The 26,630-nt window shown below is 65.5% G+C and carries 24 protein-coding genes; 18 read left to right on the forward strand and 6 right to left on the reverse strand.

All coding sequences use genetic code 11. The features are described from left to right. The first annotated feature begins 2 nt into the window (after window positions 1–2). From qmoC to ML540_RS08255, 3 genes are all read left to right on the forward strand, one after another. A complete protein-coding gene (gene qmoC / locus ML540_RS08245) occupies window positions 3–1,208 on the forward strand; it encodes a quinone-interacting membrane-bound oxidoreductase complex subunit QmoC (protein WP_243359936.1) in 1,206 nt (401 codons plus the stop codon). Between the two features lie 15 nt (window positions 1,209–1,223). Continuing rightward, window positions 1,224–1,892: a hypothetical protein gene (locus ML540_RS08250; protein WP_243359938.1), complete on the forward strand. Its 669-nt coding sequence runs from the start codon at window positions 1,224–1,226 to the stop codon at window positions 1,890–1,892. A 99-nt stretch (window positions 1,893–1,991) separates the two neighbouring features. Next, window positions 1,992–3,440: a dihydrolipoyl dehydrogenase family protein gene (locus ML540_RS08255; RefSeq protein WP_243359939.1), complete on the forward strand. Its 1,449-nt coding sequence runs from the start codon at window positions 1,992–1,994 to the stop codon at window positions 3,438–3,440. 91 nt (window positions 3,441–3,531) lie between these two features. Here ML540_RS08255 and ML540_RS08260 read toward each other — a convergent pair whose 3' ends face one another. Then, window positions 3,532–3,834, reverse strand: a complete 303-nt coding sequence (locus ML540_RS08260; RefSeq protein WP_243359940.1) for a cysteine-rich small domain-containing protein — start codon at window positions 3,832–3,834, stop codon at window positions 3,532–3,534. A gap of 32 nt (window positions 3,835–3,866) precedes the next feature. Here ML540_RS08260 and ML540_RS08265 point away from each other — a divergent pair, with 32 nt between their 5' ends. Further along, window positions 3,867–4,988: a VgrG-related protein gene (locus ML540_RS08265; RefSeq protein WP_243359941.1), complete on the forward strand. Its 1,122-nt coding sequence runs from the start codon at window positions 3,867–3,869 to the stop codon at window positions 4,986–4,988. Between the two features lie 311 nt (window positions 4,989–5,299). Next, window positions 5,300–5,947 carry a hypothetical protein gene (locus tag ML540_RS08270; RefSeq protein WP_243359942.1) on the forward strand — a complete coding sequence of 216 codons (648 nt, stop codon included), beginning with the start codon at window positions 5,300–5,302 and terminating at the stop codon, window positions 5,945–5,947. Between the two features lie 92 nt (window positions 5,948–6,039). On the opposite strand, the gene ML540_RS08275 is transcribed toward ML540_RS08270, so the two are convergent. Both ML540_RS08275 and ML540_RS08280 read right to left on the reverse strand, forming a co-directional pair. After that, entirely contained in the window at window positions 6,040–7,581 is a 1,542-nt protein-coding gene (locus ML540_RS08275) for a hypothetical protein (RefSeq protein WP_243359943.1), read from the reverse strand. Between the two features lie 65 nt (window positions 7,582–7,646). Further along, a complete protein-coding gene (locus tag ML540_RS08280; RefSeq protein WP_243359944.1) occupies window positions 7,647–9,065 on the reverse strand; it encodes a DHA2 family efflux MFS transporter permease subunit in 1,419 nt (472 codons plus the stop codon). Between the two features lie 100 nt (window positions 9,066–9,165). On the opposite strand from ML540_RS08280, the gene ML540_RS08285 reads away from it, so the two are divergent. The 4 genes from ML540_RS08285 (at window position 9,166) to ML540_RS08300 (ending at window position 14,757) form a co-directional block, all read left to right on the forward strand. After that, window positions 9,166–9,813, forward strand: a complete 648-nt coding sequence (locus tag ML540_RS08285) for a CerR family C-terminal domain-containing protein (RefSeq protein WP_243359945.1) — start codon at window positions 9,166–9,168, stop codon at window positions 9,811–9,813. Then, window positions 9,800–10,930, forward strand: a complete 1,131-nt coding sequence (locus tag ML540_RS08290) for an efflux RND transporter periplasmic adaptor subunit (RefSeq protein ID WP_243359946.1) — start codon at window positions 9,800–9,802, stop codon at window positions 10,928–10,930. The genes ML540_RS08285 and ML540_RS08290 overlap by 14 nt, the downstream gene beginning before the upstream one ends. Continuing rightward, the gene (locus tag ML540_RS08295) at window positions 10,927–14,049 is read left to right on the forward strand and encodes an efflux RND transporter permease subunit (protein ID WP_243359947.1); all 3,123 of its coding nucleotides are present in this window, start codon (window positions 10,927–10,929) and stop codon (window positions 14,047–14,049) included. Before ML540_RS08290 ends, ML540_RS08295 begins: the two co-directional genes overlap by 4 nt. A 78-nt stretch (window positions 14,050–14,127) precedes the next feature. Further along, window positions 14,128–14,757 (forward strand): cyclase family protein, encoded by a 630-nt coding sequence (locus ML540_RS08300; RefSeq protein WP_243359948.1) that lies wholly within the window; start codon window positions 14,128–14,130, stop codon window positions 14,755–14,757. A 205-nt stretch (window positions 14,758–14,962) separates the two neighbouring features. On the opposite strand, the gene ML540_RS08305 is transcribed toward ML540_RS08300, so the two are convergent. Then, window positions 14,963–16,024 (reverse strand): FUSC family protein, encoded by a 1,062-nt coding sequence (locus ML540_RS08305; protein WP_243359949.1) that lies wholly within the window; start codon window positions 16,022–16,024, stop codon window positions 14,963–14,965. 349 nt (window positions 16,025–16,373) lie between these two features. On the opposite strand from ML540_RS08305, the gene ML540_RS08310 reads away from it, so the two are divergent. The 8 genes from ML540_RS08310 (at window position 16,374) to ML540_RS08345 (ending at window position 23,969) form a co-directional block, all read left to right on the forward strand. Next, window positions 16,374–17,507 carry an ABC transporter substrate-binding protein gene (locus ML540_RS08310; RefSeq protein WP_243359950.1) on the forward strand — a complete coding sequence of 378 codons (1,134 nt, stop codon included), beginning with the start codon at window positions 16,374–16,376 and terminating at the stop codon, window positions 17,505–17,507. Between the two features lie 13 nt (window positions 17,508–17,520). Next, window positions 17,521–18,657: an ABC transporter substrate-binding protein gene (locus ML540_RS08315; RefSeq protein ID WP_243359951.1), complete on the forward strand. Its 1,137-nt coding sequence runs from the start codon at window positions 17,521–17,523 to the stop codon at window positions 18,655–18,657. 34 nt (window positions 18,658–18,691) lie between these two features. Continuing rightward, window positions 18,692–19,567 carry a branched-chain amino acid ABC transporter permease gene (locus tag ML540_RS08320; protein WP_243359952.1) on the forward strand — a complete coding sequence of 292 codons (876 nt, stop codon included), beginning with the start codon at window positions 18,692–18,694 and terminating at the stop codon, window positions 19,565–19,567. Window position 19,568: 1 nt separating this feature from the next. Next, complete coding sequence (locus tag ML540_RS08325) at window positions 19,569–20,522, forward strand: branched-chain amino acid ABC transporter permease (RefSeq protein WP_243359953.1); 954 nt, start codon at window positions 19,569–19,571, stop codon at window positions 20,520–20,522. Further along, entirely contained in the window at window positions 20,515–21,279 is a 765-nt protein-coding gene (locus ML540_RS08330; RefSeq protein ID WP_243359954.1) for an ABC transporter ATP-binding protein, read from the forward strand. Before ML540_RS08325 ends, ML540_RS08330 begins: the two co-directional genes overlap by 8 nt. Continuing rightward, window positions 21,279–22,022 carry an ABC transporter ATP-binding protein gene (locus ML540_RS08335; protein ID WP_243359955.1) on the forward strand — a complete coding sequence of 248 codons (744 nt, stop codon included), beginning with the start codon at window positions 21,279–21,281 and terminating at the stop codon, window positions 22,020–22,022. Before ML540_RS08330 ends, ML540_RS08335 begins: the two co-directional genes overlap by 1 nt. Then, a complete protein-coding gene (locus tag ML540_RS08340; RefSeq protein WP_243359956.1) occupies window positions 22,019–22,495 on the forward strand; it encodes a hypothetical protein in 477 nt (158 codons plus the stop codon). Before ML540_RS08335 ends, ML540_RS08340 begins: the two co-directional genes overlap by 4 nt. A gap of 175 nt (window positions 22,496–22,670) precedes the next feature. Then, on the forward strand, window positions 22,671–23,969 hold the full coding sequence (locus ML540_RS08345) for a phenylacetate--CoA ligase family protein (RefSeq protein WP_243359957.1): 1,299 nt from the start codon (window positions 22,671–22,673) through the stop codon (window positions 23,967–23,969). 57 nt (window positions 23,970–24,026) lie between these two features. Here ML540_RS08345 and ML540_RS08350 read toward each other — a convergent pair whose 3' ends face one another. Beyond that, a complete protein-coding gene (locus ML540_RS08350; RefSeq protein ID WP_243359959.1) occupies window positions 24,027–24,644 on the reverse strand; it encodes a hypothetical protein in 618 nt (205 codons plus the stop codon). A gap of 203 nt (window positions 24,645–24,847) precedes the next feature. After that, window positions 24,848–25,606: a hypothetical protein gene (locus ML540_RS08355; RefSeq protein ID WP_243359961.1), complete on the reverse strand. Its 759-nt coding sequence runs from the start codon at window positions 25,604–25,606 to the stop codon at window positions 24,848–24,850. A 157-nt stretch (window positions 25,607–25,763) separates the two neighbouring features. Here ML540_RS08355 and dapF point away from each other — a divergent pair, with 157 nt between their 5' ends. Beyond that, window positions 25,764–26,618, forward strand: a complete 855-nt coding sequence (dapF, locus tag ML540_RS08360) for a diaminopimelate epimerase (protein ID WP_243359962.1) — start codon at window positions 25,764–25,766, stop codon at window positions 26,616–26,618. Window positions 26,619–26,630: the final 12 nt, after the last annotated feature.

The following is a 26,630-nucleotide window of genomic DNA, read 5'->3' on the forward strand; positions in this document are numbered from 1 at the left end:
TTATGTCTTCTCCGGTCCGGATCCAACCCGATCCGAGCTTTGTCAGGGAGCTTCAGGCAGCCGGTGGCGAGTCGGTCAAGAAATGCTACCAGTGCGCCACCTGCTCCGTGGCCTGTCCTCTGTCTCCGTCCGAGAATCCCTATCCCCGCAAGGAGATGGTCTGGGCGCAGTGGGGCCTCAAAGACAAGCTCATGAACGACATCGACGTGTGGCTGTGCCACAACTGCGGCACCTGCTCGGACCTCTGCCCCAGAGGCGCCCGTCCTGCCGACACGCTGGCCGCCATCCGCAACATGACCTACCGCAAGCTGGTGGGCCCTGCCTGCATCGGCGAGTGGATGAGCTCCTCCAAGGGCCTGCCCAAGCTGATCGCCATCCCGGCCGTGCTCTTCGCCGTGATCTGGATGATCACCCAGGGCGGCTTCAGCCTGCCCCAGGGCGACATCGTCTTCGGCAAGCTGTACCCCGGCGACTACACCATCGACCCCCTGTTCATGCTGACCTTCGGCTTCATGGTTTTCAGCTTCTACAAGGGCGTCATGAACATGTGGAACTCCTTCAAGAGCCTGCCCGAGACCTTCGAGATCGGCGAGGTTCGCGAGAAGCCCACTCTCATCCAGGCCATCGTCGCCGTTGTGCGCGATGAGATCATCACCCACCGCAAGTTCAACGAATGCGGCAACGACAACACCGAGCGCTTCAAGGGCCACTGGTCGCTGTTGTTCGCCTTCGTGGCACTGGCCATCGTCACCGGCGTCGTGGCCGTGTCCCACTGGGGCTCCAAGCTGCCCGGCTTCCACTGGCTGCACGTGCTCGGCAGCACGCCCATGGCGCTCTACAGCCCGGTGAAGCTCCTGGCCGTGGCCGGCATGGTGCTCGGCCTCTACGGCATGACCATGCTCACCCGCCGCCGCTTGAACCTGGACGCGCAGAAGCAGGGCTCCAGCTACTACGACTGGTATCTGTTGGGCGTGATCTGGGCGGTGTTCGTCACCGGCTCGGGCGCGTTCGTCCTGCGCCTGGCGGGCGTGGCCGGACTGGCCTACCCCATGTATTACCTGCACCTGATCAGCGTTTTCATGCTGTTCGCTTATCTGCCCTGGTCCAAGCTGGGGCACCTTGTGTATCGCACGACGGCCCTGGTGTATGCGCGCATGAACGGAAGGCTTCCCATCTCGCGCGTTGAAGAAAAAGTTTTCGAGATCTAAGAGGAGGAACTCCCCATGTCTGAGACCAAAGTTTTCCCGATGAACACCTTCATGTCGTACCTGAAGGGCGTGGACAAGGAAGGCCAGAAGAAGGGCGTTGTTGAGCTGGTGAGCTACATGGCCGACACCGTCGTCGACGAGGAGTTGGCTCCTTTCGCCGGCGCCATCGCCAAGGCCTGGATCTATGAGCAGCATCCCGAAGTGATCGCCATGAGCGCCAACCAGCTGGCCACTGCCGCCAAGAACGTCTCCGTGCCCAAGCTGCCCGCCGAGACCGTGGCCGAGATCAACTCGTTGTTCGTGCAGCTGGGCAACTACAAGACCGCCGCCGAGACCCAGGCCGAAGAACTGGCCAAGGTGAAGGCCGAGCTGGCCGCCAAGTCCGCCACGCTGATCGACGTCGAAGCCAAGCTCAAGGCCGCCGAGGCCGCTGTGAAGCGCTTCGAGGATTCCTCCCAGAAGGAGAGCGAGAAGCTGATCGTGGCCCCTCTGGCCAAGGTCAACGAATACATCGGCAAGGTCGATGAGCTTCTCAAGATGATCGAGGACGTGAAGAAGCACGGCGTTGTGACCGTGGCTGCCGGTGGTGTCGCCGCCGGTGGAGCTCCCGGCGCTGCCGCCGCCGCGCCCGAGCCGGTCGTGGACTTCGGTGTCGAAGACACCTTCACCAAGTCCGACTGGTAGAATATCAGGCCAACGCCTGTTTTACGAAAGGCCGCCCGGCGACGGGCGGCCTTTTTTTTGATAGGCACTCTCGAGATGAACGGCGGGAGAGGGGGAGTTATGGCCTCATACGACTACGACCTTGGCGTCATCGGCGGCGGCGCGGCCGGGCTCACCGCCGCGGCTGGCGGGGCGCGCCTGGGAGCCAAGGTGCTCCTCGTCGAGAAGGAGCCGGCGCTCGGCGGGGACTGCCTGCACTGCGGCTGCGTGCCCTCCAAGACACTCATCGCCTCGGCCAAGCTGCGCCACCGCATGCTCCGCGCCTCTGACTGGGGGCTGCCGCCCATGGAACTGCCGCCCGTGGACTTTTCGAAAGTCGCCGGGCGCATCCGCTCCGTCATCGCCCACATCCAGCGCCACGACTCGCCTGAGCGTTTCTGCTCGCTGGGGGCCAAGGTGGAATTCGGCTCTCCGGAGTTCATCGACGAGCACTCAATCCGGCTGAATGGCGCAACCGTCTCGGCCAACCGCTGGATAATCGCCACCGGCTCCTCTCCGGCGATCCCGTCCATCACAGGCCTTCGCCACACGCCGCACCTGACGAACAAGAATCTTTTCGCTCTCGAATCCCTCCCCGAATCGCTGCTCATCCTGGGCGGCGGGGCCATCGCCGTGGAGATGGCCCAGGCGTTCCAGCGCCTGGGCAGCGCCGTGACCATCCTGCAACGGTCCTCACGCCTGCTCTCGAACGAAGATCCGGACATGGCCGATCTGGTCCAAAAGCGCCTCGAATCCGAGGGCGTCACGGTCATCACCGGGGCCAAGCCCCGCTTCGCCAGCGTGGCCTACGGCCTGCGCCACGTGGGCTATACGCTGGCCTCGGGGGAGGAGGGCGTGGCTTCGGCCAAGGCGCTGCTCGTGGCCATGGGCCGCTTGCCCAACGTCTACGGGCTGAAGCTGGAAAATGCCGGAGTGGCTTACACGGACAAGGGCGTCCCCACGGACGCGCGCCTGCGCACCACCTCGCCGGACATCTTCGCGGCCGGGGACGTGCTGGGCAAATGGCAGTTCACCCACGCGGCCGGGTACGAGGGAGGGGTGGCCCTGACCAACGCCGTGGCGCGGCTGCCGCGCAAGGCCGAGTACACCTTCATGCCCAAGGCCACCTATTGCGACCCGGAGCTGGCCTGCATGGGGCTCTCGGAATCCGCCGCCGCCAAGGCGGGCATCGCCGTCACCGTGCAGAGGGAGCGCTTCGAGGACAACGACCGCGCCCAGGCGGACGGCACGCCCGAGGGGCTCATCAAGCTCATCCTGGACCGCAGCGAGAAGGTGGCGGGGGTGCAGATACTGGGGGCGCGAGCCGGAGACCTTTTGTGCGAGTGGATCGCTGCCTTGTCAGGGGGAGTGAAACTCTCCTCGCTGGCCCAGGCGGTGCATCCGTATCCGACGCTTGGCGAAATCAACAAGCGGGTGGCCGGGGAGTTTCTCGCGCCCAAGGTTTTCGACGGGGTGGCCCCCAAGATTCTCAAGGTGGTGTTCGGGCTCAAGGGACGGGCCTGCGGGTAGCGCAGGCCCTGCGCTCCATCCTCGGCATCGATCGAAGCGAAGCTACGGGGGATTCCAAAGGGACACCGTCCCTTTGGCCGCCGGAGGCATCCTACTCTGCTGCTTTCTCCAACTCTTCCAGGTAATTCCTGCGCCTCTCCCCCAGTTCCTGCTTCAGGCGCGCCACGGTGGCCTCGTAGCCGCCGGGCCTGTGCGGCTTCAGGCACCTGGTGCAGTCCTTGATGCCATTGAGCATCGCGAAGTCCCCGCCGCAGTTCTCAAGAAAGTAGAGCGGGCAGTAGCAGAACAGGCAGTTGAAGTTGTCCGGGTCGATACCGGCGTGGCAGGGGAAGTAGCGGCAGGCCCGGTTCTGGTTGAAGGCGTGGGAGGGCTGGCACGGCGATTGCTTTTCCATCGTTGCAGACTCTCGACAAAGAGGTTTCCGTCATGGTGTTGACGCCGCAAAATATAGCCGCAGCCCTCACGGCGCGTCCGGAACTGAACCGGTTCGGGACCACCAGGCTGGCCCAGGACCAGGGATCGTTCAAGACGATGCTGACGAGCCAGCTTGGTGTAAGCCATCAGGTACTCGGCAGCAAGAGCAAGGACCCGCTTTCGGTGGTGACGGGAATGCCCTCCCGGGGGCCGGACGGCTCGCTCAACGTCAACATCCCGGCGCAGGTGTTTTCGGAAACAAAAGGACCGGTGTTCACTGAAACCAAGGGGAAGGCGGTCTCCAACGAGGTGCGCGGGGTGGTCAACCCCAACGCGCGCCATCCCGAGGACCTGGGCCACCTGCCCGGATCAGGCGCGAAAGCGGTCATGAGCGAGGCCTTCACCAAGGACGAGGAAAACCTTCTCCAGGCCGCGGCCGCGGCGGAATCGAAATTCTTGGCGGCCAAGCGCCGTTCCGGACAGGCCGGCAACGATGCGCAGTACGCCTCCACGGACAAGATGGGCGTCTTGTCGGCGGCCTACGAATCGCGCGGAGCCATCGACGCCATCGGCTACGACGGCCGGGGAGGCACGTCCTACGGGCTGTACCAGATCGCCTCGGGCGTGGGCACCATGGGGCGGTTCATGGACTACCTGGAAACCAAAGCCCCGGATATCGCCGTGCGCCTGTCCTCATCCGGCCCGGCCAACACGGGCGGCCGATCCGGTGCCATGGCCGGGGAATGGAAGCGCATAGCCCAAGAGTTTCCGAGGCGTTTCGAGGCGCTGCAGCACGAATTCATCCGCGACACCCATTACCAGCCCGCGCTCAAGTCCATCACCATGTCCACGGGCGACGACATGTCCAAGCGTTCCCAGGCCGTGCGCGAGGTGCTCTGGAGCACGGCGGTGCAGCACGGACCCAACGGCGCGGCGGAAATTTTCAGCCAGGCAGTGGAGAAGCTCCAGGCCAAGGGGCAGGACAAGTCCGACAAGGCCTTGATCGAAGAGGTCTACGCCGAGCGCATGACCCAGTTCGCCGGGCGCGGCAAGCTGCGCGTGGCCGTGTCCACGCGGCTCGCCGACGAGAAGCAGACGGCCCTTGCCATGCTGGGTGGGAAGACCGTGGGGTAGCGAAGCGAGAGAGGTAAAGGAAAGGTTGGAGGCGGGAAGAAGCCCCCGGCGGCCAAAGGGGATTGACTCGGGCCATCCGACCCTCGCCCTTCGGGCGCTGCTTCGCAGCGTCCAATTCTGCTTCATGCGGAAGTGTCGTTCCTTTGGAATCCTTGAGAGCTTCGCGTCGATCGATGCGGAAATGTTTCATAGCAGGATGCGCGCAACGCCGCGCACCCTGCCCTTTTGTTTCGTGAATAAGGAAAAGCGCACGCTTGCCAGCGCCGCGACCTGCGGCTATTTATCCCTCATACCGCTGAGAGGAGGAACGAGTGGCCGTACTGACCCGATCGATGGTGATGGTTGCCCTGGTGGTTCTTCTTGCCATCCCGTGCTTCGGCGCGTCTCCCAAGGCGATAACCAAGGGGTTCGCGACGGTGGCCTGGGGCGAGGACGTGGGCAAGCGCCAGGGGTTCATGAAACTCAGGACCACCGATGGCATCGACTACTTCGTGAACCTGCGCGAACGCTACGACATGAAGGGATACGGCAAGCCCACCGTGTTCTACGGCGAGGCCGGAGGCCGGCTCTACGCCGTGCACCTGCGCTTGGGCGACGCGGCGGGCTTCGACTCCCTGGCGGCCGAGCTGCGCAGACTCTACGGCAAGGGCAAGAAGGACGAGGGCGGCTCCCAGGAGAGCTGGAAGGTCGGCCCGGTCCGGGTGAAGCTCAAGAAGGAGGCCCCGGGCGGCATGAAGCTCTCCTTCTATTACCAGCCCGTGGCCGCCACATTGAGCGCCTCCCAGCTCGCCCAGGACCTGACGGCCGACGAACTGGCCAGGCTCCTGCCTTCGGGCGAAGCCCAGATGACGGACCCGGCCGGGGCCATGCCCGGGAAACAGGCCGAGTACGTGGGCATCGACGTACTCAAGTACCTGCGGCAGGGCAGCAAGCTCCTGAAGGTGGACATCCGCAAGTAGGGCGGCACGGAACTGCGCGATCGTGAATGACGAAGCGGACGCTCCCGCATGGGGCGCGTCCGCTTTTTGCGTCCGGAATCCGGAAAGAAGGGTCAGGGCTGCGCGGTTTTGACCACGCCGAGCTTGGCCAGGATTTCTCCCACCTTGGCCTGGACGTTCTGGGTGGCCTTGGCCACCATGGTCAGGTTGATGAGCGCCACGGCCTCGGCCTTGAAGTCCATTTTCGTCCACAGGCCGGAGACGGCGTGGGCCAGGGCGGGCTCGATGTTGGACATCCTCAGCGTTTCGGCCAGATCCTGGCCGGATTTGGCCTTGAAGAGGAGCCGGTCAGGGGAAGCAGGGTCCTCGTCGAAGAAGACTTTCTGGCGAATGCGGTTGAATCCCTTGCCGGCCAGAGCCTCCACGTCGCGTCGTGAGGCACGGTGCTGTTTGAAGCACTTCACCTGCACCTTGCCGCCTTCGTCCTCGATTTTGCCCGTCATCAGGCGGCACAGGGCGTATTCCAGCATGAGCGTGTGCGCCAGGGCCAGGGCGTCGGGATCGAAGGCGCCGGCCACCTGCAGGAGCTTCTCCTGTTCCTTGGCCGTGAAATTCTGCAGCGCCCGGCCCAGGTCCTCCCGGAGCACGCCCATGGCCAGCGCGGCCCCGGCGGCCATGGCCACGAGCTGCGCCTTGAGGAACTCCTTGCGGGCCGAAAGGCGCGCTGCCCTGCGCTCCGGCCCACGCTCGGAAGTGTCCGCGTCGGCTTCGGAGGCGTCGTCCTCCATGGGCTTGCCGTCCACGAAAACGTCCACGAAAGCGGACATGGCCGGGTCCATGGCCGCGACCGCCCCCAGCAGTTCGAAATCGTGCCTGGACGACTTGGGCGAGAGCATAGGCTTTTGCATGCCCGCGAGGATCTGGGCCACGGCGGCGGCCGCGCGCGAGGCCAGCGGGTCCTGGCGGCCGGCCTCGAAGGAAGCCTGGAGCCTGGTCTTGTCGATGGTCTTGTCCGTGCCGGGCATCTGTTCCAGGATGGCGTCCAGGGGGAAGCGCACTGCGATGAAAGCCCCTTCGCGGCTCATCTTGAAGTGCTGCTTCTCAAGCATCTCCGCATACGCCTTGTTGACGAACCCGAAGGCGAAGCGCTCGAGAAGCTCCTTCCAGTAGTGGTCGTTGGAGACCCCGGCGTGGCTCAGTTCGTCGATGTCGGAGAGGGCGGCCTCGCCGAAGCGCGCGAGGATCACGTCGTTGAATTCGTCCCGCACCACTCCCGAGAGGATGATGTAGCCCTGGAGGCATTTGGCCAGCAGGGCCTCCATGTTGGAAAGCTGGTCGAGCAGGGTGGCGGTCTGGTCCTTGGCCCCGGTGCGCTGGGCCACCTCGTACTGGTTGAGGGCCGCCAGGAACTGGCTCATCCAGTCCTGGTAGTGCGCGTGGGCAGGATAGGGCTGGCTGAGCGAGGACACCACGTTCACCAATGCCTGCTGGTCTCCCTCGGGCACGGGGGCTTCGGCGATCCTGTCGCGGTTGGCCAGGAGTACGGACAACAGAATCTCGCGCTCCATCACCTCACGCCGGGCCGAAGTCTCCTTGAGGCGGCGCAAAACGGGCAGGTAGGTGTCGATGCGCGCGGTGGCGTCGTCTTGGCTCATGTCACGTTCCCCGATGAATTCTGTCGGAACGAACATATCCCATATTTATCAGGAAAAAAAGGGCGTCAGGGCTTGAGTTTGCGTTCGGGGAGGATGCGCGCCAGGGCCAGGGCGACTCCGGCCAGGGCCAGGGCCGCCGCGCAGGTGAGGGCTGCGTCGAACCCTGCGTTGAAGCTGGCGATCTCCCCCGCGCCCGCGGCCAGGGCCTTGTTCCTGAAAGCCTCGTACACGGCCGTGGACACCGCGATGCCGCTGGTCATGCCCAGGTTTCGCACCAGGGCCATGAGCGCGCCCGCCACGCCGCTCTTGGCGCGCGGGGCGCTGCCCAGCACGGCATTGTTGTTGGGAGAGAGGAATATTCCGAACCCCAGGCCCAGCACGGCTTGGTTCAGGCAGAAGCGGACGATGCCGGAATCGGCGGTGAGCAGCGTCTGGGAGTAGAGCCCGGCCGCGGCCAGACCCATGCCGATCCCCGTCAGGATGGCCGGGCGCACCTTTTCCGAGGCCAGCCCGGACAGCGGGGCCGCGAAGGCCATGGTCAGGGGCATCACCGCCATGATGAGCCCGGCCGTGTGCGAGCTGAGCCCTGCCACGCGGATGAGGAAGAACGGCAACATCACCGCGTTGGTCAGGAGGGCCATGAAGGACAGCAGGGAGGCCAGGTTGCCCAGGGCCAAGTCGCGGATGCGGAAGAGCGTCAGGTCCACCACGGGATGGGCGATGCTGGCCTGGCGGCGCAGGAAGAGCCACAGCGCGGCGAAGGCCGTGAGGGAGCAGGCGATGATTCCGGGCGAGGTCCAGCCCCAGCGGCCGCCGTGGGTGATGGCCGTCAGCAGGAAGATGATGCCCACCGCGTATGTGGCGGCCCCGGACAGGTCGAAGCTGCCCGAGGGGGCCTTGCGGTCGTCGGGCAGCACGACGTGCGCCAGGATCATGCCCAGGATGCCGATGGGCACGTTGACGTAAAAGATGGATTGCCAGCCGAGCCACCCCACCAGGAGTCCTCCCAGGGCAGGTCCGGCCAGGGAGCCCAGGGACACCACCATGCCGATCATGCCCAGGGCGCGGCCCCGCTTGGACCCTGGGAAGCTCATGATCACGATGGCCGGCCCGTTGGCCATGAGAAGAGCCGCCCCCACGGCCTGCACGGCCCGGCCGGCGATGAGCCACCACAATCCGGGCGCAGCCCCGCACAGCACCGACGACAGGGTGAAGATGAGAAAGCCGAGGGTATACTTGGACTTGCGCCCGCTCATGTCGCCCAGGCGCCCGAACGCGGGCAGCAGGCAGGCGATGGTCAGCAGGTAGATGGTGATCACCCACTGGGCGAAGGGCAGGTCCACTCCGAACCGGGTGGCGATGGAGGGAAGGGCGACGTTGACGATGCCGCCGTCCAGGGTGGCCATGAATGTGCCCGTGGCGGACACGCCCAGGCAGGCCCAGGGCCTTGCGGCGAAAGGATTTTGCGGTTGATTCTCGTGCATGGCCCCTCCCCGGGGGCCTTGCCAATACGCCTTTTGACACGGGCTGGCAATGTCGGTAAACGGTTGATTGAAACGTTTGTTTGAATACGCGGAGAACGCCTTGGAACAGGATGAAACCAAACTTCGGCTCCTGAACGCTGCGGGGGAGGTTTTTTCCGAAAAGGGCTTCCTCTGCGGCACCATCCGGGAGATTTGCGCCCTGGCCCACACCAACGTGGCCTCGGTGAACTACCATTTCGGCGGCAAGAAGGAGCTTTACGAGGCCCTTCTCGAGCACTGCCACCGCGAAGGCCTGCGCCGCCATCCCCCCGACGCCGGACTCAAGGACGGCGCCCAGGCCGAACAGGCGCTCGGGGCGTTCATCCGCTCATTCCTCAACCGCACTCTGGGCCACGATGGCCCTGCCTGGAGCACGCGCCTCATGGCCCGCGAGATGGCCGACCCGTCTCCGGGCGTGGCCCGCATGGTGGCCTCGTCCGTCAGGCCCAATTTCGACCGCCTCTCGGCTATCGTGGCCGCCCTGATGGGCGGGGGAGCCAGCGATACGGACATCCGCAACTGCGCCCTGTCCGTGGTGGGACAATGCCAGCACTACTACCGGGCCAAGGGGGCCATCGGGTGCATGTTCCCGGACATGACCTGGGACGCCGCCGGAATCGAATTCCTCACCAATCATATTCTGCGGTTCAGCCTTGCCGCCATCCGCGGATACCGTCAGGAAGGAAAGCACAGCAATGAAGCGTGTTAATTTCGTCGCGGCCCTTGCGACCCTGTTTTTTTCGGCATTCCTGACGGGCTGCTCCGGCGACAAGGAGGCCAAGGGCCCGGCCAAGCGGCCCGTGCCCGTGTCCGTGGCCAAGGTGGAGTCCGGCAGCATCCCGGTGCGCCTCGCGGCCGTGGGAAACGTGGAAGCCTACCAGAGCGCGGCCATAAAGACCCAGGTGGGCGGGCTCATCGTGGAGCAGCGCGTGCGCGACGGCCAGGAGGTGGCCGCCGGGGAGGTGCTCTTCGTGCTGGACCCCCGTCCCTTCCAGGCGGCCATCAAGGATGCCCAGGGCAAGCTCGAGCGAGACCAGGCCCTCCTGAAAAAGGCCGAGGACGATCTGGTGCGCTACACGGGCCTGCAACAAAAGGACGTCATCAGCCGGCAGCAGTACGACCAGGCGTTCACGGACGCCCGCAGCCTGCGCGCCTCCATTAAGCTCTCCGAGGCGGCCATCGAGCAGGCCCGGCTCCAGTTGGAATACTCGGTCATCAGGGCCCCCTTCGCCGGACGGGTAGGGGCGGTGCTGGTGAACGTGGGCAACGTGATCAAGGCCAACGACGACCGCAACCTGCTGGTGCTCAACCAGTTCCAGCCCATCTACGTGAGCTTTGCGGTGCCGGAGCAGCACCTGCCCGAGATCGCCGGGCGCATGGGCAAGGGAGCCCCGCTCGAGGTGCTGGCCACAGTGGGCGGGGGCGGAAGCCAGGAGACGGGCAAGCTGGTCTCCGTGGACAACTCCGTGGACCGAACCACCGGCACCATCAAGCTCAAGGGCCTCTTCGAGAATTCCGGCAAGACCCTCTGGCCGGGCCAGTTCGCCAACGTGACCCTCAATCTGGCCGCCCGTGAAAACGTGCTCACTGTGCCCAACGCCGCAGTGCAGATCGGCCTGCAGGGCAACTTCGTCTACGTGGTCACCCCGCGGAACACGGCCGAATTCCGCCTGGTGGAGACCGGCGGGGTGGTGTCCGGGCGCACCATCGTCGCCAAGGGCCTGGAAGCCGGAGACACCGTGGTCACCGACGGGCATGTGCGCCTGGCCCCCAACTCCCCGGTTGAAATCAAGGGCGGGCAGGACGCCCAGGGGAAGACCTCATGAGCCTCTCCTCGGGGTTCATCAAGCGCCCGGTCATGACCACCCTGGTCATGGCGGCGCTGCTCATTTTCGGCGTCATGGGCTACATCTCGCTGCCCGTGTCCGACCTGCCCAACGTGGACTTCCCCACCATCCAGGTCACGGCCACCTTCCCTGGCGCGAGCCCGGAGACCATGGCCGCCTCCGTGGCCACGCCCCTGGAGAAGCAGTTCTCCACCATCGCGGGCCTGGACTCCATGAGCTCCAGCTCCACCCTGGGCCTGACCAAGATCACCCTGCAGTTCGACCTGTCGCGCGACATCGACGCCGCCGCTCAGGACGTGAACTCGGCCATCGCCCTGGCGGTCAAGGACGTACCCCCGGAGATGACCACCCCGCCCACCTACCGCAAGGTGAACCCGGCGGACCAGCCCATCCTCTACCTGGCCGTCACCTCGCCCACCATGCGCCTCTCGGACCTGAACGAGTACGCCGAGACCCTGCTGGCCCAGCGCATCTCCATGGTCTCGGGCGTGTCCCAGGTGGTGGTGTACGGGTCGCAGAAGTACGCCGTACGCGTGCAGTTGGACCCCGACGCCCTGGCCGGGCGCGACATCGGCGTGGACGAGATCGCAAGCGCGGTTCGCCAGGCCAACGCCAACCTGCCCACCGGCACCATGCCCGGCCCGCAGCGCGAATACACGGTGCAGGCATCCGGGCAGCTCATGCGCGCTGAGAATTTCAACCCGGTGATCGTGGCCTACCGCAACGGCGCCCCCGTGCGCCTCAATGAAATCGGGCGGGCCGTGGACTCCGTGGAGAACGACCGCCGCCGCAACTTCTACAACAACGAGCCCGGCTTCGTGCTGGCCATCATGCGTCAGCCCGGCACCAACACCGTGGCCGTGGTGGATGCGGTGAAGAAGCTTCTGCCCGGCTTCAAGGCCCAGCTGCCCGAGGCCGTGAACATGGAGATCATGATCGACCGGTCGGTCTCCATCCGGGAATCCGTGGAGGACGTGAAGTTCACCCTGGTGCTCACGGTGTTTTTGGTCATCGCGGTGATCTTCGTGTTCCTACGCAACTTCTCGGCCACGCTGATCCCGTCGCTGGCCCTGCCGCTGTCGCTCATGGGCACGTTCGCGCTCATGTACCAGTTCAAATTCAGCCTGAACAACATCTCGCTCATGGCGCTCACGCTCTCGGTGGGCTTCGTGGTGGACGACGCCATCGTCATGCTCGAGAACATCGTGCGCCACATGGAGATGGGCAAGCCGCCGCTCAAGGCCGCCTACGAGGGGGCCTCGGAGGTCAGCTTCACCATCCTCTCCATGACCCTTTCGCTCACGGCGGTGTTCCTCCCGGTGCTCTTCATGGGCGGCGTGGTGGGCAGGCTCTTCAAGGAATTCGCGGTCACCATCTGCGTGGCCATCCTGTTCTCTGGGTTCGTGTCGCTGTCGCTGACCCCCATGCTCTGCTCCCTGTGGCTGAAGCCCCACCACGGCGAGCGGCACGGGCGCTTCTACATGCTGGTGGAGCGCGGCTTCGACGCGGTGCTGGCCGCCTACGACGCAAGCCTCAAGTGGGTCATCTCCCACCGCCGCCTGACCATGCTCTTCTCGCTGTCGCTGCTGGTGGTGACCGGCTGGCTGTTCACCTCCATCCCCAAGGGCTTCCTGCCCAGCGAGGACATCGGCCAGGTGCTCATGATCACCGAGGCCGAGCAGGGCATCAGCTTCGCGGCCATGGTGGAGAAGCAGAAGAAGCTCATGGACATCGTCAGCGGCGACGAGAACATCGAAGGCTTCATGTCCGTGGTGGGCGCGGGCGGCCCCGTGGCCACGCTCAACTCCGGGCGCATGTTCATGAAGCTGAAGCCCCGCCGCGACCGGCCGCTCTCCGCCGACCAGCTCATCCAGAAGCTTCGGCCCAAGCTGGCCCAGGTGCCGGGCATCATGGCCTTTTTGCAGAACCCGCCTTCCATCCGCCTGGGCGGCAACTTCACCAAGGGCCTCTACCAGTACACCCTGCAGGCCCCGGACACGAACGACCTGTTCAAGTACTCCATCGAACTCGAGGAGAAGCTCAAGGAGCTGCCCCTCCTCCAGGACGTGAACTCCGACCTGCAACTGAAGAACCCCCAGGTGTTCCTGGAGATCGACCGCGACAAGACCTCGGCCCTGGGCATAAGCGTGCAGCAGATCGAGGACGCCCTGTACACGTCCTACGGCACCCGCCAGGTGTCCACCATCTACGCCCCCAACAACTCCTACCAGGTGATCATGGAGCTTCTGCCCAAGTACCAGGGCGATCCCACGCTCATGTCGCGCCTGTACGTGCGCTCCACCACCACGGGCAAACTCGTGCCCCTGGACGTGCTGGTGAAACGCTCCCTCAACGTGGGGCCGCTCTCGGTGAACCACTCCGGCCAGCTGCCCTCGGTGACGCTCTCCTTCAACTTGCGCCCGGGCACTTCGCTCAGCCAGGCGGTCGCAGCCGTGGCGGACGTCTCGCGCCAGGTCCTGCCCGCGACGTTCTCCACCAAGTTCGAGGGCACGGCCCAGGCGTTCCAGTCCTCCATGGCGGGCATGTCGGTGCTGGTGATCCTGTCGATCGTGGTCATCTACATCGTGCTGGGCATCCTGTACGAGTCCTTCATCCACCCGCTGACCATCCTCTCGGGCCTTCCGGCGGCTGGCGTGGGCGCTCTGGCCACGCTCACGCTCTTCCGGCTGGACCTGGACATCTACGGGTTCGTGGGCATCATCATGCTCATCGGCATCGTGAAGAAGAACGCCATCATGATGATCGACTTCGCCATCGAGGCCCAGCGCGAGGAGGGCCTGACCCCGGCCGAGGCCATCTACAAGGGCTGCCTGGTGCGTTTCAGGCCCATCATGATGACCACCATGGCCGCGCTCATGGGCACGCTGCCCATCGCCCTGGGCTTCGGCGCGGGCGCGGAGGCCCGCAGGCCCCTGGGACTGGCCGTGGTGGGCGGGCTCATGGTGTCGCAGCTGCTCACGCTGTACTTCACGCCGGTCTATTACATGTACCTGGACCGCTTCCAGACCTGGCTGGGCAGGCGCTTCAAGAGAAGCGCGGCCCCGGAGCCCGAGGCCGCGCCCAGTGCGCCGCACTGAGGCTCCCGCGGCCCGCGCGGGATGGACGGCGGAGCGGTTCGCGTCTTCAACGGAACTTCAGCGGCTGAGGGGTGCGGCATGCGTATCATCGACCTGACGCTTCCGCTCGCGGACGGCATGACCGTCTACCCCGGCGACCCGCCGGTGCGGGTGCGCCAGGTGCACGACCTGGCGTCGCATGGCTGGCGGCTGCACGAGATATCGCTTGGCAGCCACGCGGGCACCCACGTCAACGCGCCCTGGCACATGGCCGGGGAGGGCGCGCGCCTGGAGGATGTGCCGCTTGCGAGCTTCGTGGCCCGGGCCGTGGTTCGAGACGTTTCGGGCGCAAGCTTGGCCCCGGGTCCGGACGGCACCCCGTGCGCCGGGGCGTCGGACCCTGGTGGGCGAAGGGTGGGCAGCGGCTGGCCCTCCGGCCTTCCGCTTCCCGCCGGCGTCGGCCTCATCTACGCGAGAGCCCCCCTGGATGCGCGCGAACTGCCCCTGGTGCTGGCCGCAAGGCCTCCGTTCGTGGCCCAGGCCGTGAAATTTCCCCTGGACGTGGACGTTGAGCGCGAACTGTGCCGGGCCGGGATCGTGAGCTTTGAGAATCTCGCCAACACCGCCGAACTGCCGCGCGGCCGGGAGTTCCTCTTCTGCGGCCTGCCGCTGGCCGTCCCGGGCGACGGCGCACCGGTGCGGGCGGTGGCGATACTCGACGAAGATTAGGGATGATGCCTCCGGCGGCCAGAGAGGGCGCTGCCCTCTCTGGACTCTCCCGCCAGGGGGATCATCCCCCTGGACCCTCAATAAGCTTCGCGGGCCTGACCGGCATGCCGGTCAGGCCCGCGAAGCTATTGGGGATTCCAAAGGGACGCAGTCCCTTTGGCGGGTGCAGGGCAGCGCCCTGCTCTTACTCTTCTCTTCCCGCTCTTCACTCTCCCGCGAGCAGGGTCGCGCGTTCGGCCATGCCGGTCAGCTCCACGGCGACCTCGCGCATATTGTAGTAATAGCTGAAAAATCTCATGACCGGCTCCAGGTCGTAGGTGGGCAGGACGTGTTGCTTGCGGATGCGCGACAGCCCATCCTCGGCGGCGGCCACTGCGCGTTTGAGGTCGTCCATGGGGCCGGGGTCGCGGTCCTGGGAGACGGCCAGGGCCAGACGGGTCATGGCGGTGATGGTGGTCTGGGCCAGCATGTCCATTTCCTTGGCCACCATCCCGTGCAGCGATTCGAGATCGTCGTGGTGCACGGCCGATTCCATGGAGAGCATGTGTTCGGCGATGCGCTCGGTGAAGTTGAAAAGCGAGACGCTGATGTGGTCCTGCTTGGAGAGCCCGGCGGGTTCCTTCTTGGCTTCCTCCAGGAGGGCGTGGTTGGCTTCGCGGGTGGCCTCCAGCTGCTTCCTGGTGGCTGCCTCCTCGTGCATGTCGCAGTCGGGCGAGATGCGGCAGGCCAGCAGGATGGAGTAGTAGGCGGCCTCGTCGTGTAGGGCCTTGACCACGCCCAGCTTGAACTGGCGCCCTGCTCGCGAGGGCCAGATGAAGGCCGAGAAGGCCAGGGACACGGTCACGCCGAGGCTGATCTCCAGGAAGCGGAACACGGCGTATTCCATGAAAGTTTCGTTCTGGTTGGAGAGCAGGATGATGATGGTGGCGGTGAGCCCGGCCATGCGGAAGGATTCGTGCAGGTGGATGAAGTAAGCGCAGATCAGGATGGTCAGGCCCACGCCCACGCCCAGGGCCATGGCCCCGGGCCCCAGAAGCGACATGCATGCCGCGCCCATGACGGCCCCCACGGCGGTACCGATGATGCGGTTGACGCCGACCTGGTAGGAGCTGCCCAGGTTGTTCTGCATGACGATGATGACGCTGATGACCGCCCAGTAACCCTGGGGCAGGTGGAAAAGAACGGTGAGGGCGTAGGTGCAGACGGCCGCGAGGGCGGTCTTGAGGGCGTGCTTGAGATGGACGGGGCTTGGCTTGGGCAGTTTCATGACGGATGCCTTGGGGGATTCTGGCTGACGGATATCACGGATCGCGGAGCGCGGAAACGGTTTTCGCGCGCGGGTATGTGACTGAGCGTGTGTGCTTGAGCGCGAACGCCGGGCTTCCTAGCCGATATCGCGGTGGCGCGCCAGGGAAATCCGCAACTGGCGTTAATATCATACTGTTGAAGTATACAATGGTACGGAATTGAACATTGTTTGCCTCAATTTCTCCGGCAGGGGGCTCGGGGCGCTTGACCATTACGGACCCAAACAGTATCCCCTCTGAACACAAAAACGACGTTTTGGTCGTTTTTCCCTCCGATTCCACCCGCAACGCTTTGAAGGAGCTGGTCATATGGCTTGGCGTATCCTTGCGGCCTTGGCGCTCGTGGTGTCTTCCGCGCTGCCCTCAATCGCGTCCGAAACGGTCAAGATTGGGGCGGTTGTCTCCGTGACCGGCCCAGCTTCGTTTTTGGGCGAACCCGAGAAGAACACGCTCCTCATGCTCCAGGACCAACTCAACGCTTCGGGCGGCCTCGGAGGCAAGAAGGTGGAGCTGGTGGTCTACGACGACGAATCCGACGTGAACAAGGCGGTGCTGGCCACCGAGAAGCTCCTGAAGAAGGACCAGGTGGCGGCCATCGTGGGGCCGACCACGTCCGGCAATACGCTGGCCATCATGGGCAAGGCGGCCGAGGCCAAGGTGCCGCTGGTGTCCATGTCGGCGGCGGAGAAGATCGTGAACCCGGTCAACCCGTGGGTGTTCAAGACCCCGCAGTCCGACCGCCTGGCCGTGGGCAAGATCCTGAACCACGCCAAGGCCCAGGGGTACAGGAAGATCGCCATCGTCACAGTGTCCGACGGCTTCGGCCAGGCCGGGCGCGAGGTGCTCAAGGAGCTCGTCCCCGCCTCCGGCATGGAGCTCGTGGCCGACGAGGTCTACGGCCCCAAGGACACCGACATGACCGCCCAGCTCACCAAGATCGCGGCCAGCGCACCCCATGCGGTGATCTGCTGGGGCACCAACCCCGGCCCGGCCGTGGTGGCCCGCAACCGCGCCCAACTGGGCATGAAGACGCCCCTGTACATGAGCCACGGAGTTGCCTCGGGCAAGTTCATCGAACTTGCGGGCGAGGCGGCCGAGGGCCTGGTGCTCCCGGCCAGCTGGCTCATCGTGGCCGACCAGATGCCTGGCGGCCCCTTCAAGGCCCTGCTCGCGGGCTATATTGATTCCTACACCAAGAAATTCGGCTCAGCGCCCTCGGCTTTCGGCGGATATGCCTGGGACGGGCTCATGCTTTTGGCTGAAGCGGCGAAAATCTCGGGCTCCACCGCATCTGGGGGCTTGCGCGACGGCCTGGAGAAGGTCAAAGATTACCAGAGCGCCACCGGAGTGTTCACGTTCTCGGACAAGGACCACAACGGCCTGGACGAGACCAGCTTCGCCATGGTGAAGATCGAGGGCGGGAAGTTCGTCCTGCTCAAGTAAAAGGGGATCACGCATGCTGCATCGGATTCTGGGTGTTCTCGCGGTTCTTTCGCTGTGGGCGGCTCCGGCTTTCGCGGCCGAGCCCATCAAGATCGGGGCGGTGGTGTCGGTGACGGGGCCTGCCTCGTTTCTGGGCGAACCGGAAAAGAACACCCTGGAGATGGTCAAGGACGAGCTCAACGCCAAGGGCGGGGTGCTGGGACGGCCCGTGGAGCTCATCGTCTATGACGACGAATCCGATGTGAACAAGGCCGTGCTGGCCACCGAGAAACTCCTGAAGAAGGACGGCGTCATGGCCGTGATCGGGGCCACCACGTCCGGCTCCACCCTGGCCATCATGAACAAGTTCCCGGCGGCCCAGGTGCCGCTGGTGTCCATGTCTGCGGCGGAGAAGATCGTGAACCCGGTCAATCCGTGGGTGTTCAAGGTGGCCCCGTCGGACCGCCACGCCGTGGGGCGCATCCTGCAGCACGCCAAGGCCCAGGGATACAAGAAGATCGCCATCGTCACCGTGTCCGACGGCTTCGGCCAGGCCGGTCGCGAGGTGCTCAAGGAGCTCATCCCGGCGCGCGGTTTCACCCTGGTGGCCGACGAGGTCTACGGCCCCAAGGACACCGACATGACCGCCCAGCTCACCAAGCTGAAGGACGCCGCCCCCGACGCCATCATCTGCTGGGGCACCAACCCCGGCCCCGCCGTGGTGGCCCGCAACCGTGCGCAGCTGGGCATCACCACGCCCCTGTACATGAGCCACGGCGTGGCTTCGAAAAAGTTCATCGAGCTGGCCAAGGAGTCCGCCGAAGGGCTCATGCTCCCGGCCGGAGACCTCATCGTGGCCGCGCAGCTGCCCGATTCCCATCCCCAGAAGGCGCAGTTGGTGGAGTACACCAGGCAGTACCAGGACAAGTTCAAGTCTGACGTGTCCACCTTCGGCGGCCACGGCTGGGACGGCCTCAAGCTGGTGGCCAAGGCCATCGAGGCCGCCGGTACGGACAAGCCCGCGGCAGTGCGCGACGCCTTGGAAAAGATTGCCGCGTTCCCCGGCATCGGCGGGGTGTTCACCTTCAGCGCCACGGATCACAACGGCCTGGGCGAGGACGCCTTCGAGATGGTGGTCATCCAGGGCGGGGACTGGAAGATAGTGAAATAGGGTCCGGGCCGGGTTTCCCCGGCCCGATTCGCATATGCTCTCAGGCGCGCCGCAATATCTGGTATCCGGTCTCACGGTGGGGGCCACCTACGGGCTCACGGCCCTGGGCTTCACCATGATCTTCAACACCACCGGCATCATCAACTTCGCCCAGGGCGAGTTCGTGATGCTTGGCGGCATGCTCTCCGTGGTGCTCATGAAGGCCGGAGCTCCGCTGCCCCTGGCCATCGCCCTGGCCGTGGCCGTGGCCGCCCTGGCCGGCGCGCTCATCGAGCGCGCCGTGATCCGGCCCGTGGGCCGCTCGGCCCCGGTGAACCTGGTCATCATCACCATCGGCGTGTCCATCCTGGTGCGCGGGGCGGTGATGCTCGCGTTCGGCAAGGACACCTTCTCCCTCCCGGCCTTTTCCGGCACCAAACCCCTGAGCATTCTCGGCGCGGCCGTGCAGCCCCAGAGCATCTGGGTGCTGGCCATCACCTTGGCGCTTCTGGCCGCGCTCAAGCTCTTCTTCAGCCGAACCATCCACGGCAAAGCCATGCTGGCCTGCGCCTGCGAGCGCAAGGCCGCCTCCCTCATGGGCATCTCCGTGGAACGCATGGCCATGTTCTCGTTTGCGCTCTCGGGCTTTCTCGGTGCCGTGGGCGGGGCCATCCTCACCCCCATCACCCTGACCTCCTACGACGTGGGCGTGATGCTCGGGCTCAAGGGCTTCGCGGCCTGCATCCTGGGCGGGCTGGGCAACCCCTTCGGCGCGGCCGCGGGCGGGCTCATCCTCGGGGTGCTGGAATCGCTGGGCGCGGGATTCATCTCTTCGGCCTACAAGGACGCCTTCGCCTTCATCGTGCTACTGGCGCTTCTCTTCGTCAAACCCACCGGGCTTTTCGGCGGCCCCAAATCGGACCGGGTGTAGCGTGGGCGCGCTTCGCAACAACGCGGGCCTGCTCGTTTTCGCGGCCGCCCTGGCCGCCGCCCCCCTGGCCCTGGCCAACGACTATTACGTCAACGTCCTCATCCTCTGTTGCATCAACGCCCTCATCGTCATGGGGCTCAATCTCCTCATGGGCTATGCCGGGCAAGTGTCGCTCGGGCACGCGGCCTTCTTCGGGCTGGCCGCCTACACCACGGCCGTGGCCACGACCACGCTCGGCCTGCCCATCCCCGTGGGGATGGCGGCGGGCATCGGCATGTCCGCCCTGGTGGGCTGGCTCATCGCCGTGCCGACGCTCAAGCTCCACGGCCATTACCTGGCCATGGCCACCCTGGGCTTCGGCATCATCGTGTCCATCGTGTTCAACGAGGCCGTGGACGTGACCGGCGGCCCCTCCGGATTCGTGGGCATCCCGAGGCTTGCGCTCGCGGGCTTCACCTTCGCCTCGGACAAGTCCTATTACTTCCTGGTGGCGGGGGTGCTCTGGCTGGCCACCCTGGTGTCCCGGCGAGTGATCGGATCGCGCACGGGCCGGGCGCTGAGGGCCATCCACGTGAGCGAATCCGCGGCCCAGGCCATGGGCATCGACCTGGCCGGGCACAAGCGCTTCGTGTTCGTGCTCTCGGCGGTGTACGCCGGCGTGGCCGGCGTGCTCTACGCCCACCACCTGACCTTCGTGGCCCCGTCCTCCTTCGGGTTCAACTTCTCGGTGCAGCTCATCACCATGGTGGTGCTGGGCGGCATGGCCAGCATCTGGGGCGCGGTTGCCGGGGCCTTCTTCCTCACCTCGCTGCCGGAGTTTTTGCGCATGTTCGAGGAAGTGGACATCCTCATCTACGGCGGCCTGCTGGTGGCCTGCATGATGTTCATGCCGGACGGGCTGGCGGGCGGCGCGCGGGCTCTCGTGCGCCGCATGAAGGCGGTGCGCCGTGGCTGATCTGCTGGACGTACGCGGGGTGTCAGTTCGCTTCGGCGGCGTGCAGGCCCTGGATGGAGCGGCGCTCACGGTGCGCGAGGGGGAGGTGGCCTCCCTCATCGGTCCCAACGGCGCGGGCAAGACCACGCTTCTGGGCGTGGTGAGCGGCGCGGTGGCCCCGCAGTCCGGCTCGGTGCGCCTGCGCGGCGAGGAGCTCGCGGGAAGGCCCGTGCACGAGCGCGCCGGGGCTGGAGTGGTGCGGACCTTCCAGAACCTGGAGATATTCTCCAACATGACCGTGCTCGAGAACGTGCTCACCGGCGCGCACCTCAAGGCCGGGTATTCGCTCCTGGACAGCCTGCTACGCACGCCGAAATTCTCCCGCGAGGAGAAGCGCCTGCGCGATGCGTGCATGGAAAAGCTCGATTTCGTGGGCCTGGCGGACAAGGCCCAGGCCAACGCGGCGGACCTGCCCTACGGCGAGCAGCGCCTGCTTGAGATGGCCCGGGCCCTGGCCTCGGCCCCGGTGCTTCTTCTGCTGGACGAGCCCGCTGCGGGCATGAACAACAAGGAGACCGCCAAGCTCGGGGCCATCATCCGGCGCATCCGCAGCGATCTTGGCGTGGGTGTGGCCCTGGTGGAGCACGACATGGAGCTGGTCATGGACATCTCCGACCGCATCACGGTGCTCCATTTCGGGCGGGTGCTGGCCGAGGGCACGCCCCTTGAGATTCAGGAAAACCCCGAGGTCGTGGCGGCCTATCTGGGCGAGGACTAATGCTCACCCTCACCAACGTCGACATTTCCTACGGCAAGATAAACGCCGTGCGCCGCGCCTCCCTGCATGTGGACGCGGGCGAGATCGTGGCCCTGATCGGGGCCAACGGCGCGGGCAAGACCACGCTCCTCTCGGCCATATCCGGGCTCATCCGCCCCGGAAACGGCTCTGTCCTCTTCGACGGGCAGGACATCACGAAGATGGCTCCCGAGAAGATCGTGCGCCTGGGGCTCTCCCACGTTCCGGAGCGCCGCCTGGTTTTCAAGCCCCTGAGCGTAACCGACAACCTGCTTCTGGGGTCCTACACGCGCAGGGGCAGGACGCCTCGCGCCGAACTGGACAGGGACCTTGAGTCGGTCTACGCAATGTTTCCGGTGCTCAGGCAGCGGGCGGACCAGGCGGCGGGCACGCTGTCCGGCGGCGAGCAGCAGATGCTGGCCATCGGACGGGCGCTCATGGCCGGGCCGAAGATGCTCCTGCTGGACGAGCCGGGCATGGGCCTGGCTCCCACGGTGTGCCGCGACATATTCAGTCGCGTCACCGAGCTGCGCGACCAGCGTGGCCTGACCGTGCTGCTGGTGGAGCAGAACGCCAAAAGCGCCCTGGCCGTGGCCGACAGAGGCTACGTGCTGGAGACGGGACGGGTCATCCTGCAGGGCCAGTCCTCGGAGCTTCTGGCCAACCGGGACGTGCAGAGGGCCTATCTGGGCCGTGACAAAACCCAAGAGGAGTTATTCACATGAAGCGCGCGTTTATCGCAGTCGCACTGCTGCTGGCCGTAGCCGCCACGGCGTTTGCCCAGGGCAAGATCATTCTCGACTACAAGGGCATGGCCTTCGGCAAGGATTTCAGCGAGTTCAAGCTGCTCAAGGAAGTGCGCAAGAGCGGCGACATGGTTTTCTACGCAAAGTACCAGGAAGAGCCGACCTTCCAGGGCGTGCCCGTGAAGGACCAGATGTACGGTTTCTACAAAGGCAAGTTCTGCCTGGCCATGTTCACCGCCCAGGGACCCAGCGCCTACAACACCCTCAAGGCCTATTTCGACGCCCACTACGGCCCGGCCAGCCAGCCCAAGGTGAACATCAAGCAGTTCACCTACATGGCCGGCGACGTAGCCATCCAGTTGGGCTTCGACGACGCCCGCAAGGTGGTGGATGTCAGCTACGCATACAACCCCATTATGCGGCAGTTCATGCCCGCCGGCGGGAACAACTAGCATCGGCGTTTTTCCGGGATTCTGGCCCGGCAGCGCCCGAAACGACGCGCCGCCGGGCCGGGACCTCCCCCGGAAAGGGATTCCAAAGGGCCTCGGCCCTTTGGCCGCCGGAGGCTCCTCCCCGTCATAATTTCCGGCGCTCGGTCGGACCAGCTCTCGCGCAGGAGGCGACCCCATGATGTGGGAACCGAAATACGAGTCCATGGACCCCGCCCAGCTGGCCCAGCTGCAGCTTGAGCGCCTCCAGTCCACCCTGACCCGCGTGGCCAGGAACGTCCCCTACTACCACAAGACCTTCGCCGCCCAGGGCATCGAGCCCGACGACATCCGCTCGGTCTCCGACCTGTCGCGCCTGCCCTTCACCACCAAGGCCGTGCTGCGCGACGCCTATCCCTACGGCTTCTTCGCCGTGCCGCTGCGCGAAGTGGTGCGCCTGCATTCCTCGTCGGGCACCACGGGCAAGTCCACGGTGGTGGGCTACACGGCGGGGGACCTCAAGAAGTGGGGGGCGCTCACCGCGCGCGTGCTCACGGCGGGCGGCGTCACCCGCGAGGACGTGGTGCAGATCGCCTTCAACTTCGGCCTGTTCACGGGCGGATTCGGATTCCTCCAGGGGGCCGAGGCCCTGGGCGCGGCCCTGGTTCCGGCCTCCAGCGGCAACACCCGCCGCCAGGTGGCCATCATGCAGGACTTCAAGACCTCGGTGCTGGTCTGCACGCCCAGCTACGCCCTGTACCTGGCCCAGACCATGGAGGACATGGGCGTGAACGTGAACGCCCTGAACCTTCGCCACGGCCTTTTCGGGGCCGAGTGCTGGTCCGAGGCCGCCCGGGCGCGCATCGAGGACCGGCTCAAGCTCTCGGCCACGGACAACTACGGCATCAGCGAGGTGATGGGGCCGGGCGTGGCCGGTGAGTGCCAGCAGAAGAACGGCCTGCACATAAACGAGGACCACTTCCTGGCCGAAATCGTGGACCCGGCCACGGGCGAGCCCGTGCCCGACGGCGAGGTTGGGGAGCTCGTGCTCACCACCCTGACCAAGGAGGCCTTCCCCCTGGTCCGCTTCCGCACCGGGGACCTGACGCGCTTCCTGCCCGGTCCCTGCCCCTGCGGTCGGACGCTCAAGCGCATGGAGCGCGTGCGCGGGCGGGTGGACGACATGCTCATCGTGCGCGGGGTGAACGTGTTCCCCAGCCAGATCGAGGCGGTGCTCCTGGACATCGAGGGCACCACGCCCCAGTGGCGGGTGGTGCTTGAGCGCGAGCGCGGCCTGGACAAGGCGACGGTCGAGCTTGAGATCGAGGAGAAGTTCGTATTCGACCGCATGGCCGACCAGCAGAAGTTCCTGGAGGGCGTGCGCAGACGGCTGACTTCGGATCTGGGCGTGGGGTTCGAGGTGCGCATGACCGAGCCGGGCCTGCTGGCCGCCGAGGAAGGCAAGGCCAGCCGCGTGCTGGACAAGCGGGAGGAATAGGGGGCGCGGGTGGTCGCGTGTCGATTTTCATAAGGCCGGGGCGATTCCCGGCCTTTTTTACGCCTTCCCGCTGTACCTGCCTGAACGGCTCGCCTTGCTGTACTCGCGCTGGTACTGCTTGAGCTTGGTGCTCAGATTCCCCTGGACCTTGGCGATCTGGGCGTACTCGCCCTTGCTGACCACTCCGTCGGCCAGGGCCTTGTCGATGACGTCCTGTTCCGAGTTCTCCAGCGTGTCCATGGACTTGCCCTGGGCCTTGCTGATGGTCCCGGACGAAAGGGCTTTCTGGATGGTCTGGTGCATGCGCTTCTGCATGTCCTGGATGAGCTTGAGCGTCCCGTCCTGGTCCTGCATGGCCCGGTTGCTGCCCGTCGCCCCCGTGTTCGAGGCCGGCGTCTTGACCTTGAGCATGCGGTCCAGCGACTTGCTCTCGGATTCCAAGGCCTTGGCCAGGCGCTGGTATTCGGCCCGGTCCAGCATGCCGTCGGACGTGGCCTTGGCCAGGGCCTTTTCGTTTTGCTTCTCCAGCGCGTCCAGGGTGTTCTGGTCCTTTTTGGAGAGCTTGCCTGCGTCCGTTCCCTGTGAAATCCGCTCTTCTATATCTTTGGCGCGACGATCCAGGACAGCCTTGAGATAGGTCGATGTGGCGGAGTCGGAGGCGTTTACGGCGGCCATATCCCGTCCTTTGTGGTCGTATTCGGGGCGGAAAGCCTTTCCGGAGCCCGTAATGGGGCTACTTCAAGCCAGTATCGTGCCAGCGAGGGGCTATGGGAAGGTTGTCAAGAAATCATTTAGCCTATTTATTTTCGAAATGTGCCGGAAAAATAAAAAAGCCGAAGGCTTGCGCCTTCGGCCTTGGGTAGGCTGGTCGGTTCCGGTCAGACGGAGACGCTGAGCGGCTTGTAGTTCTGTGGCGTTGTGGCGGTGCTGGCGGCCTGAGATGTCGTCCCTGACAAGGCCGACGCGGCCTGGCTCTGGTCCACGAACTGGTTGTTGTGGCGGTAATGGTGGATGTACCGGCTGGCCACGTTCTGGGCGTGCACGATGTTGGCGAACTCCAGGGGCGAGATGTTTCCGTCAGCCTTGGCCTTGTTGACCTGGTCGGCGGAGGTGGCCTCCAGAGTGGTGAGCTTCTGTTGCTCGTCGGTGGTGAGCTGGCCCGAGTCCACGCCTTCCTGGATGCGCAGGGCCTGGCGGTCCTGGCGGAACTGGATGATGTCCTGGAAGAGCTTGTTCATGTCCGCCGCCACGGTGCTGCCGAGGGTCGAGGCGTTGGACGAGGCCGAGGGCGAGAGCAGGGCGTTGGAAGCCGCCGCGCCGACTCCGCCGGTGCCGGTGGGGTCGCTCGCGGTGGCGGCGTTGTGCTTGAGCCCGTAGATATGATGCCCGGATTTGTTCTGGGCGTGCATGATCTTGGCGAATTCCTGGCTGTCCATGGAGCCGTCGGCCATGGCCTTCTGGTCCATCTGGTCGATGCGCGACTGCTGCTTGGCCAGGCGGTTGGCCTCGCTCTCGGAAAGCTGCCCGGACTGGACGCCCTGGGCGATGCGCTGGGCTTGCTGCATCTGCCTTCGCTGGACCATTTCCTGGAAATATGAGGATGCGCTGGAATCGGTTGATGACGAGACTGCGTCCATGAGCCTTCTCCTGGCCGGGCGGATAGCACCGGAAAATTTTTCCCATCGGGACGTAACGTCGCGTATACTGCGAGGCTCGTGCCAGGACGGCATCTTCCCTGCGGGCGGGCTCTCTGGTAGATTGGATCCATCGACGAAGAGAACAGGAGCATTTCCAATGGCTTGTGATTTCAATCTCGGCGGGGGCGTGGCCTTTCACAAGATGCAGGGCTGCGGCAACGACTTCGTGATCATAGACAACCGTGAATACAAGGTGCCCGTGGCGGACATGGCCGAATGGGCCCGCAAGGTCTGCCGCAAGTGCTTCGGCGTGGGCGCGGACGGACTCATCTTCCTGGAGGCCTCCCCGGCCGGCGTTTCGGCGGACTACGTGTGGCATTTCTACAATGCCGACGGCTCCCGGGCCGAGATGTGCGGCAACGGGGCCCGCTGCGCCTCCAAGCTCGGCAGCCTGCTGGGGTTCGCGTCCAAAAAGCACGTGCTCGGCACGGACGCCGGCGGCGTGGAGGCCCAGGTCCTGGACGACGGGCAGGTGCGCGTGCGCCTCACCCCTGCCGTGGATCTCAAGACCGGCATGGAACTCGACGTGGACGGCCAGAAACTCACCGTACACTTCGTGAACACCGGCGTGCCGCACGCGGTGGTTTTCTTCGACGATGTGTCCCTGGTGGACGTGAAGCGCCTGGGCCGGGCCATCCGGTTCCACGAGGCTTTCGCCCCCAAGGGCACCAACGCCAACTTCGTCACCGTGAAGGACTCGGGACACCTCGTGCTGCGCACCTACGAGCGCGGCGTGGAGGACGAGACCTACGCCTGCGGCACCGGGGCCTGCGCCTCGGCGGTGATCGCCCACGCCCTGGGGCTGGCCGGTCAGGACGTGGACGTGACCACCACCGGCGGGGAGGTGCTCGGCGTGGGACTTGAAGGAGGGCAGGTGTACCTGCGCGGCGCGGCCGAGATAGCCTTCAGCGGCGTTTTGTACCCCAAGGCCGTGGGGTTGCCCGGGTTCTAGCCCGGATTCGAG

The sequence above is a fragment of the Fundidesulfovibrio terrae genome (assembly GCF_022808915.1).
Taxonomy (GTDB): Bacteria; Desulfobacterota; Desulfovibrionia; order Desulfovibrionales; family Desulfovibrionaceae; genus Fundidesulfovibrio; species Fundidesulfovibrio terrae.

Coding starts and splice junctions, on each gene's coding strand:
- qmoC (WP_243359936.1), top strand. CDS start 3: ATGTCTTCTCCGGTCCGGATCCAACCCGATCCGAGCTTTGTCAGGGAG.
- ML540_RS08250 (WP_243359938.1), top strand. CDS start 1,224: ATGTCTGAGACCAAAGTTTTCCCGATGAACACCTTCATGTCGTACCTG.
- ML540_RS08255 (WP_243359939.1), top strand. CDS start 1,992: ATGGCCTCATACGACTACGACCTTGGCGTCATCGGCGGCGGCGCGGCC.
- ML540_RS08260 (WP_243359940.1), bottom strand. CDS start 3,834: ATGGAAAAGCAATCGCCGTGCCAGCCCTCCCACGCCTTCAACCAGAAC.
- ML540_RS08265 (WP_243359941.1), top strand. CDS start 3,867: ATGGTGTTGACGCCGCAAAATATAGCCGCAGCCCTCACGGCGCGTCCG.
- ML540_RS08275 (WP_243359943.1), bottom strand. CDS start 7,581: ATGAGCCAAGACGACGCCACCGCGCGCATCGACACCTACCTGCCCGTT.
- ML540_RS08280 (WP_243359944.1), bottom strand. CDS start 9,065: ATGCACGAGAATCAACCGCAAAATCCTTTCGCCGCAAGGCCCTGGGCC.
- ML540_RS08290 (WP_243359946.1), top strand. CDS start 9,800: ATGAAGCGTGTTAATTTCGTCGCGGCCCTTGCGACCCTGTTTTTTTCG.
- ML540_RS08295 (WP_243359947.1), top strand. CDS start 10,927: ATGAGCCTCTCCTCGGGGTTCATCAAGCGCCCGGTCATGACCACCCTG.
- ML540_RS08300 (WP_243359948.1), top strand. CDS start 14,128: ATGCGTATCATCGACCTGACGCTTCCGCTCGCGGACGGCATGACCGTC.
- ML540_RS08305 (WP_243359949.1), bottom strand. CDS start 16,024: ATGAAACTGCCCAAGCCAAGCCCCGTCCATCTCAAGCACGCCCTCAAG.
- ML540_RS08310 (WP_243359950.1), top strand. CDS start 16,374: ATGGCTTGGCGTATCCTTGCGGCCTTGGCGCTCGTGGTGTCTTCCGCG.
- ML540_RS08315 (WP_243359951.1), top strand. CDS start 17,521: ATGCTGCATCGGATTCTGGGTGTTCTCGCGGTTCTTTCGCTGTGGGCG.
- ML540_RS08320 (WP_243359952.1), top strand. CDS start 18,692: ATGCTCTCAGGCGCGCCGCAATATCTGGTATCCGGTCTCACGGTGGGG.
- ML540_RS08335 (WP_243359955.1), top strand. CDS start 21,279: ATGCTCACCCTCACCAACGTCGACATTTCCTACGGCAAGATAAACGCC.
- ML540_RS08340 (WP_243359956.1), top strand. CDS start 22,019: ATGAAGCGCGCGTTTATCGCAGTCGCACTGCTGCTGGCCGTAGCCGCC.
- ML540_RS08345 (WP_243359957.1), top strand. CDS start 22,671: ATGATGTGGGAACCGAAATACGAGTCCATGGACCCCGCCCAGCTGGCC.
- ML540_RS08350 (WP_243359959.1), bottom strand. CDS start 24,644: ATGGCCGCCGTAAACGCCTCCGACTCCGCCACATCGACCTATCTCAAG.
- ML540_RS08355 (WP_243359961.1), bottom strand. CDS start 25,606: ATGGACGCAGTCTCGTCATCAACCGATTCCAGCGCATCCTCATATTTC.
- dapF (WP_243359962.1), top strand. CDS start 25,764: ATGGCTTGTGATTTCAATCTCGGCGGGGGCGTGGCCTTTCACAAGATG.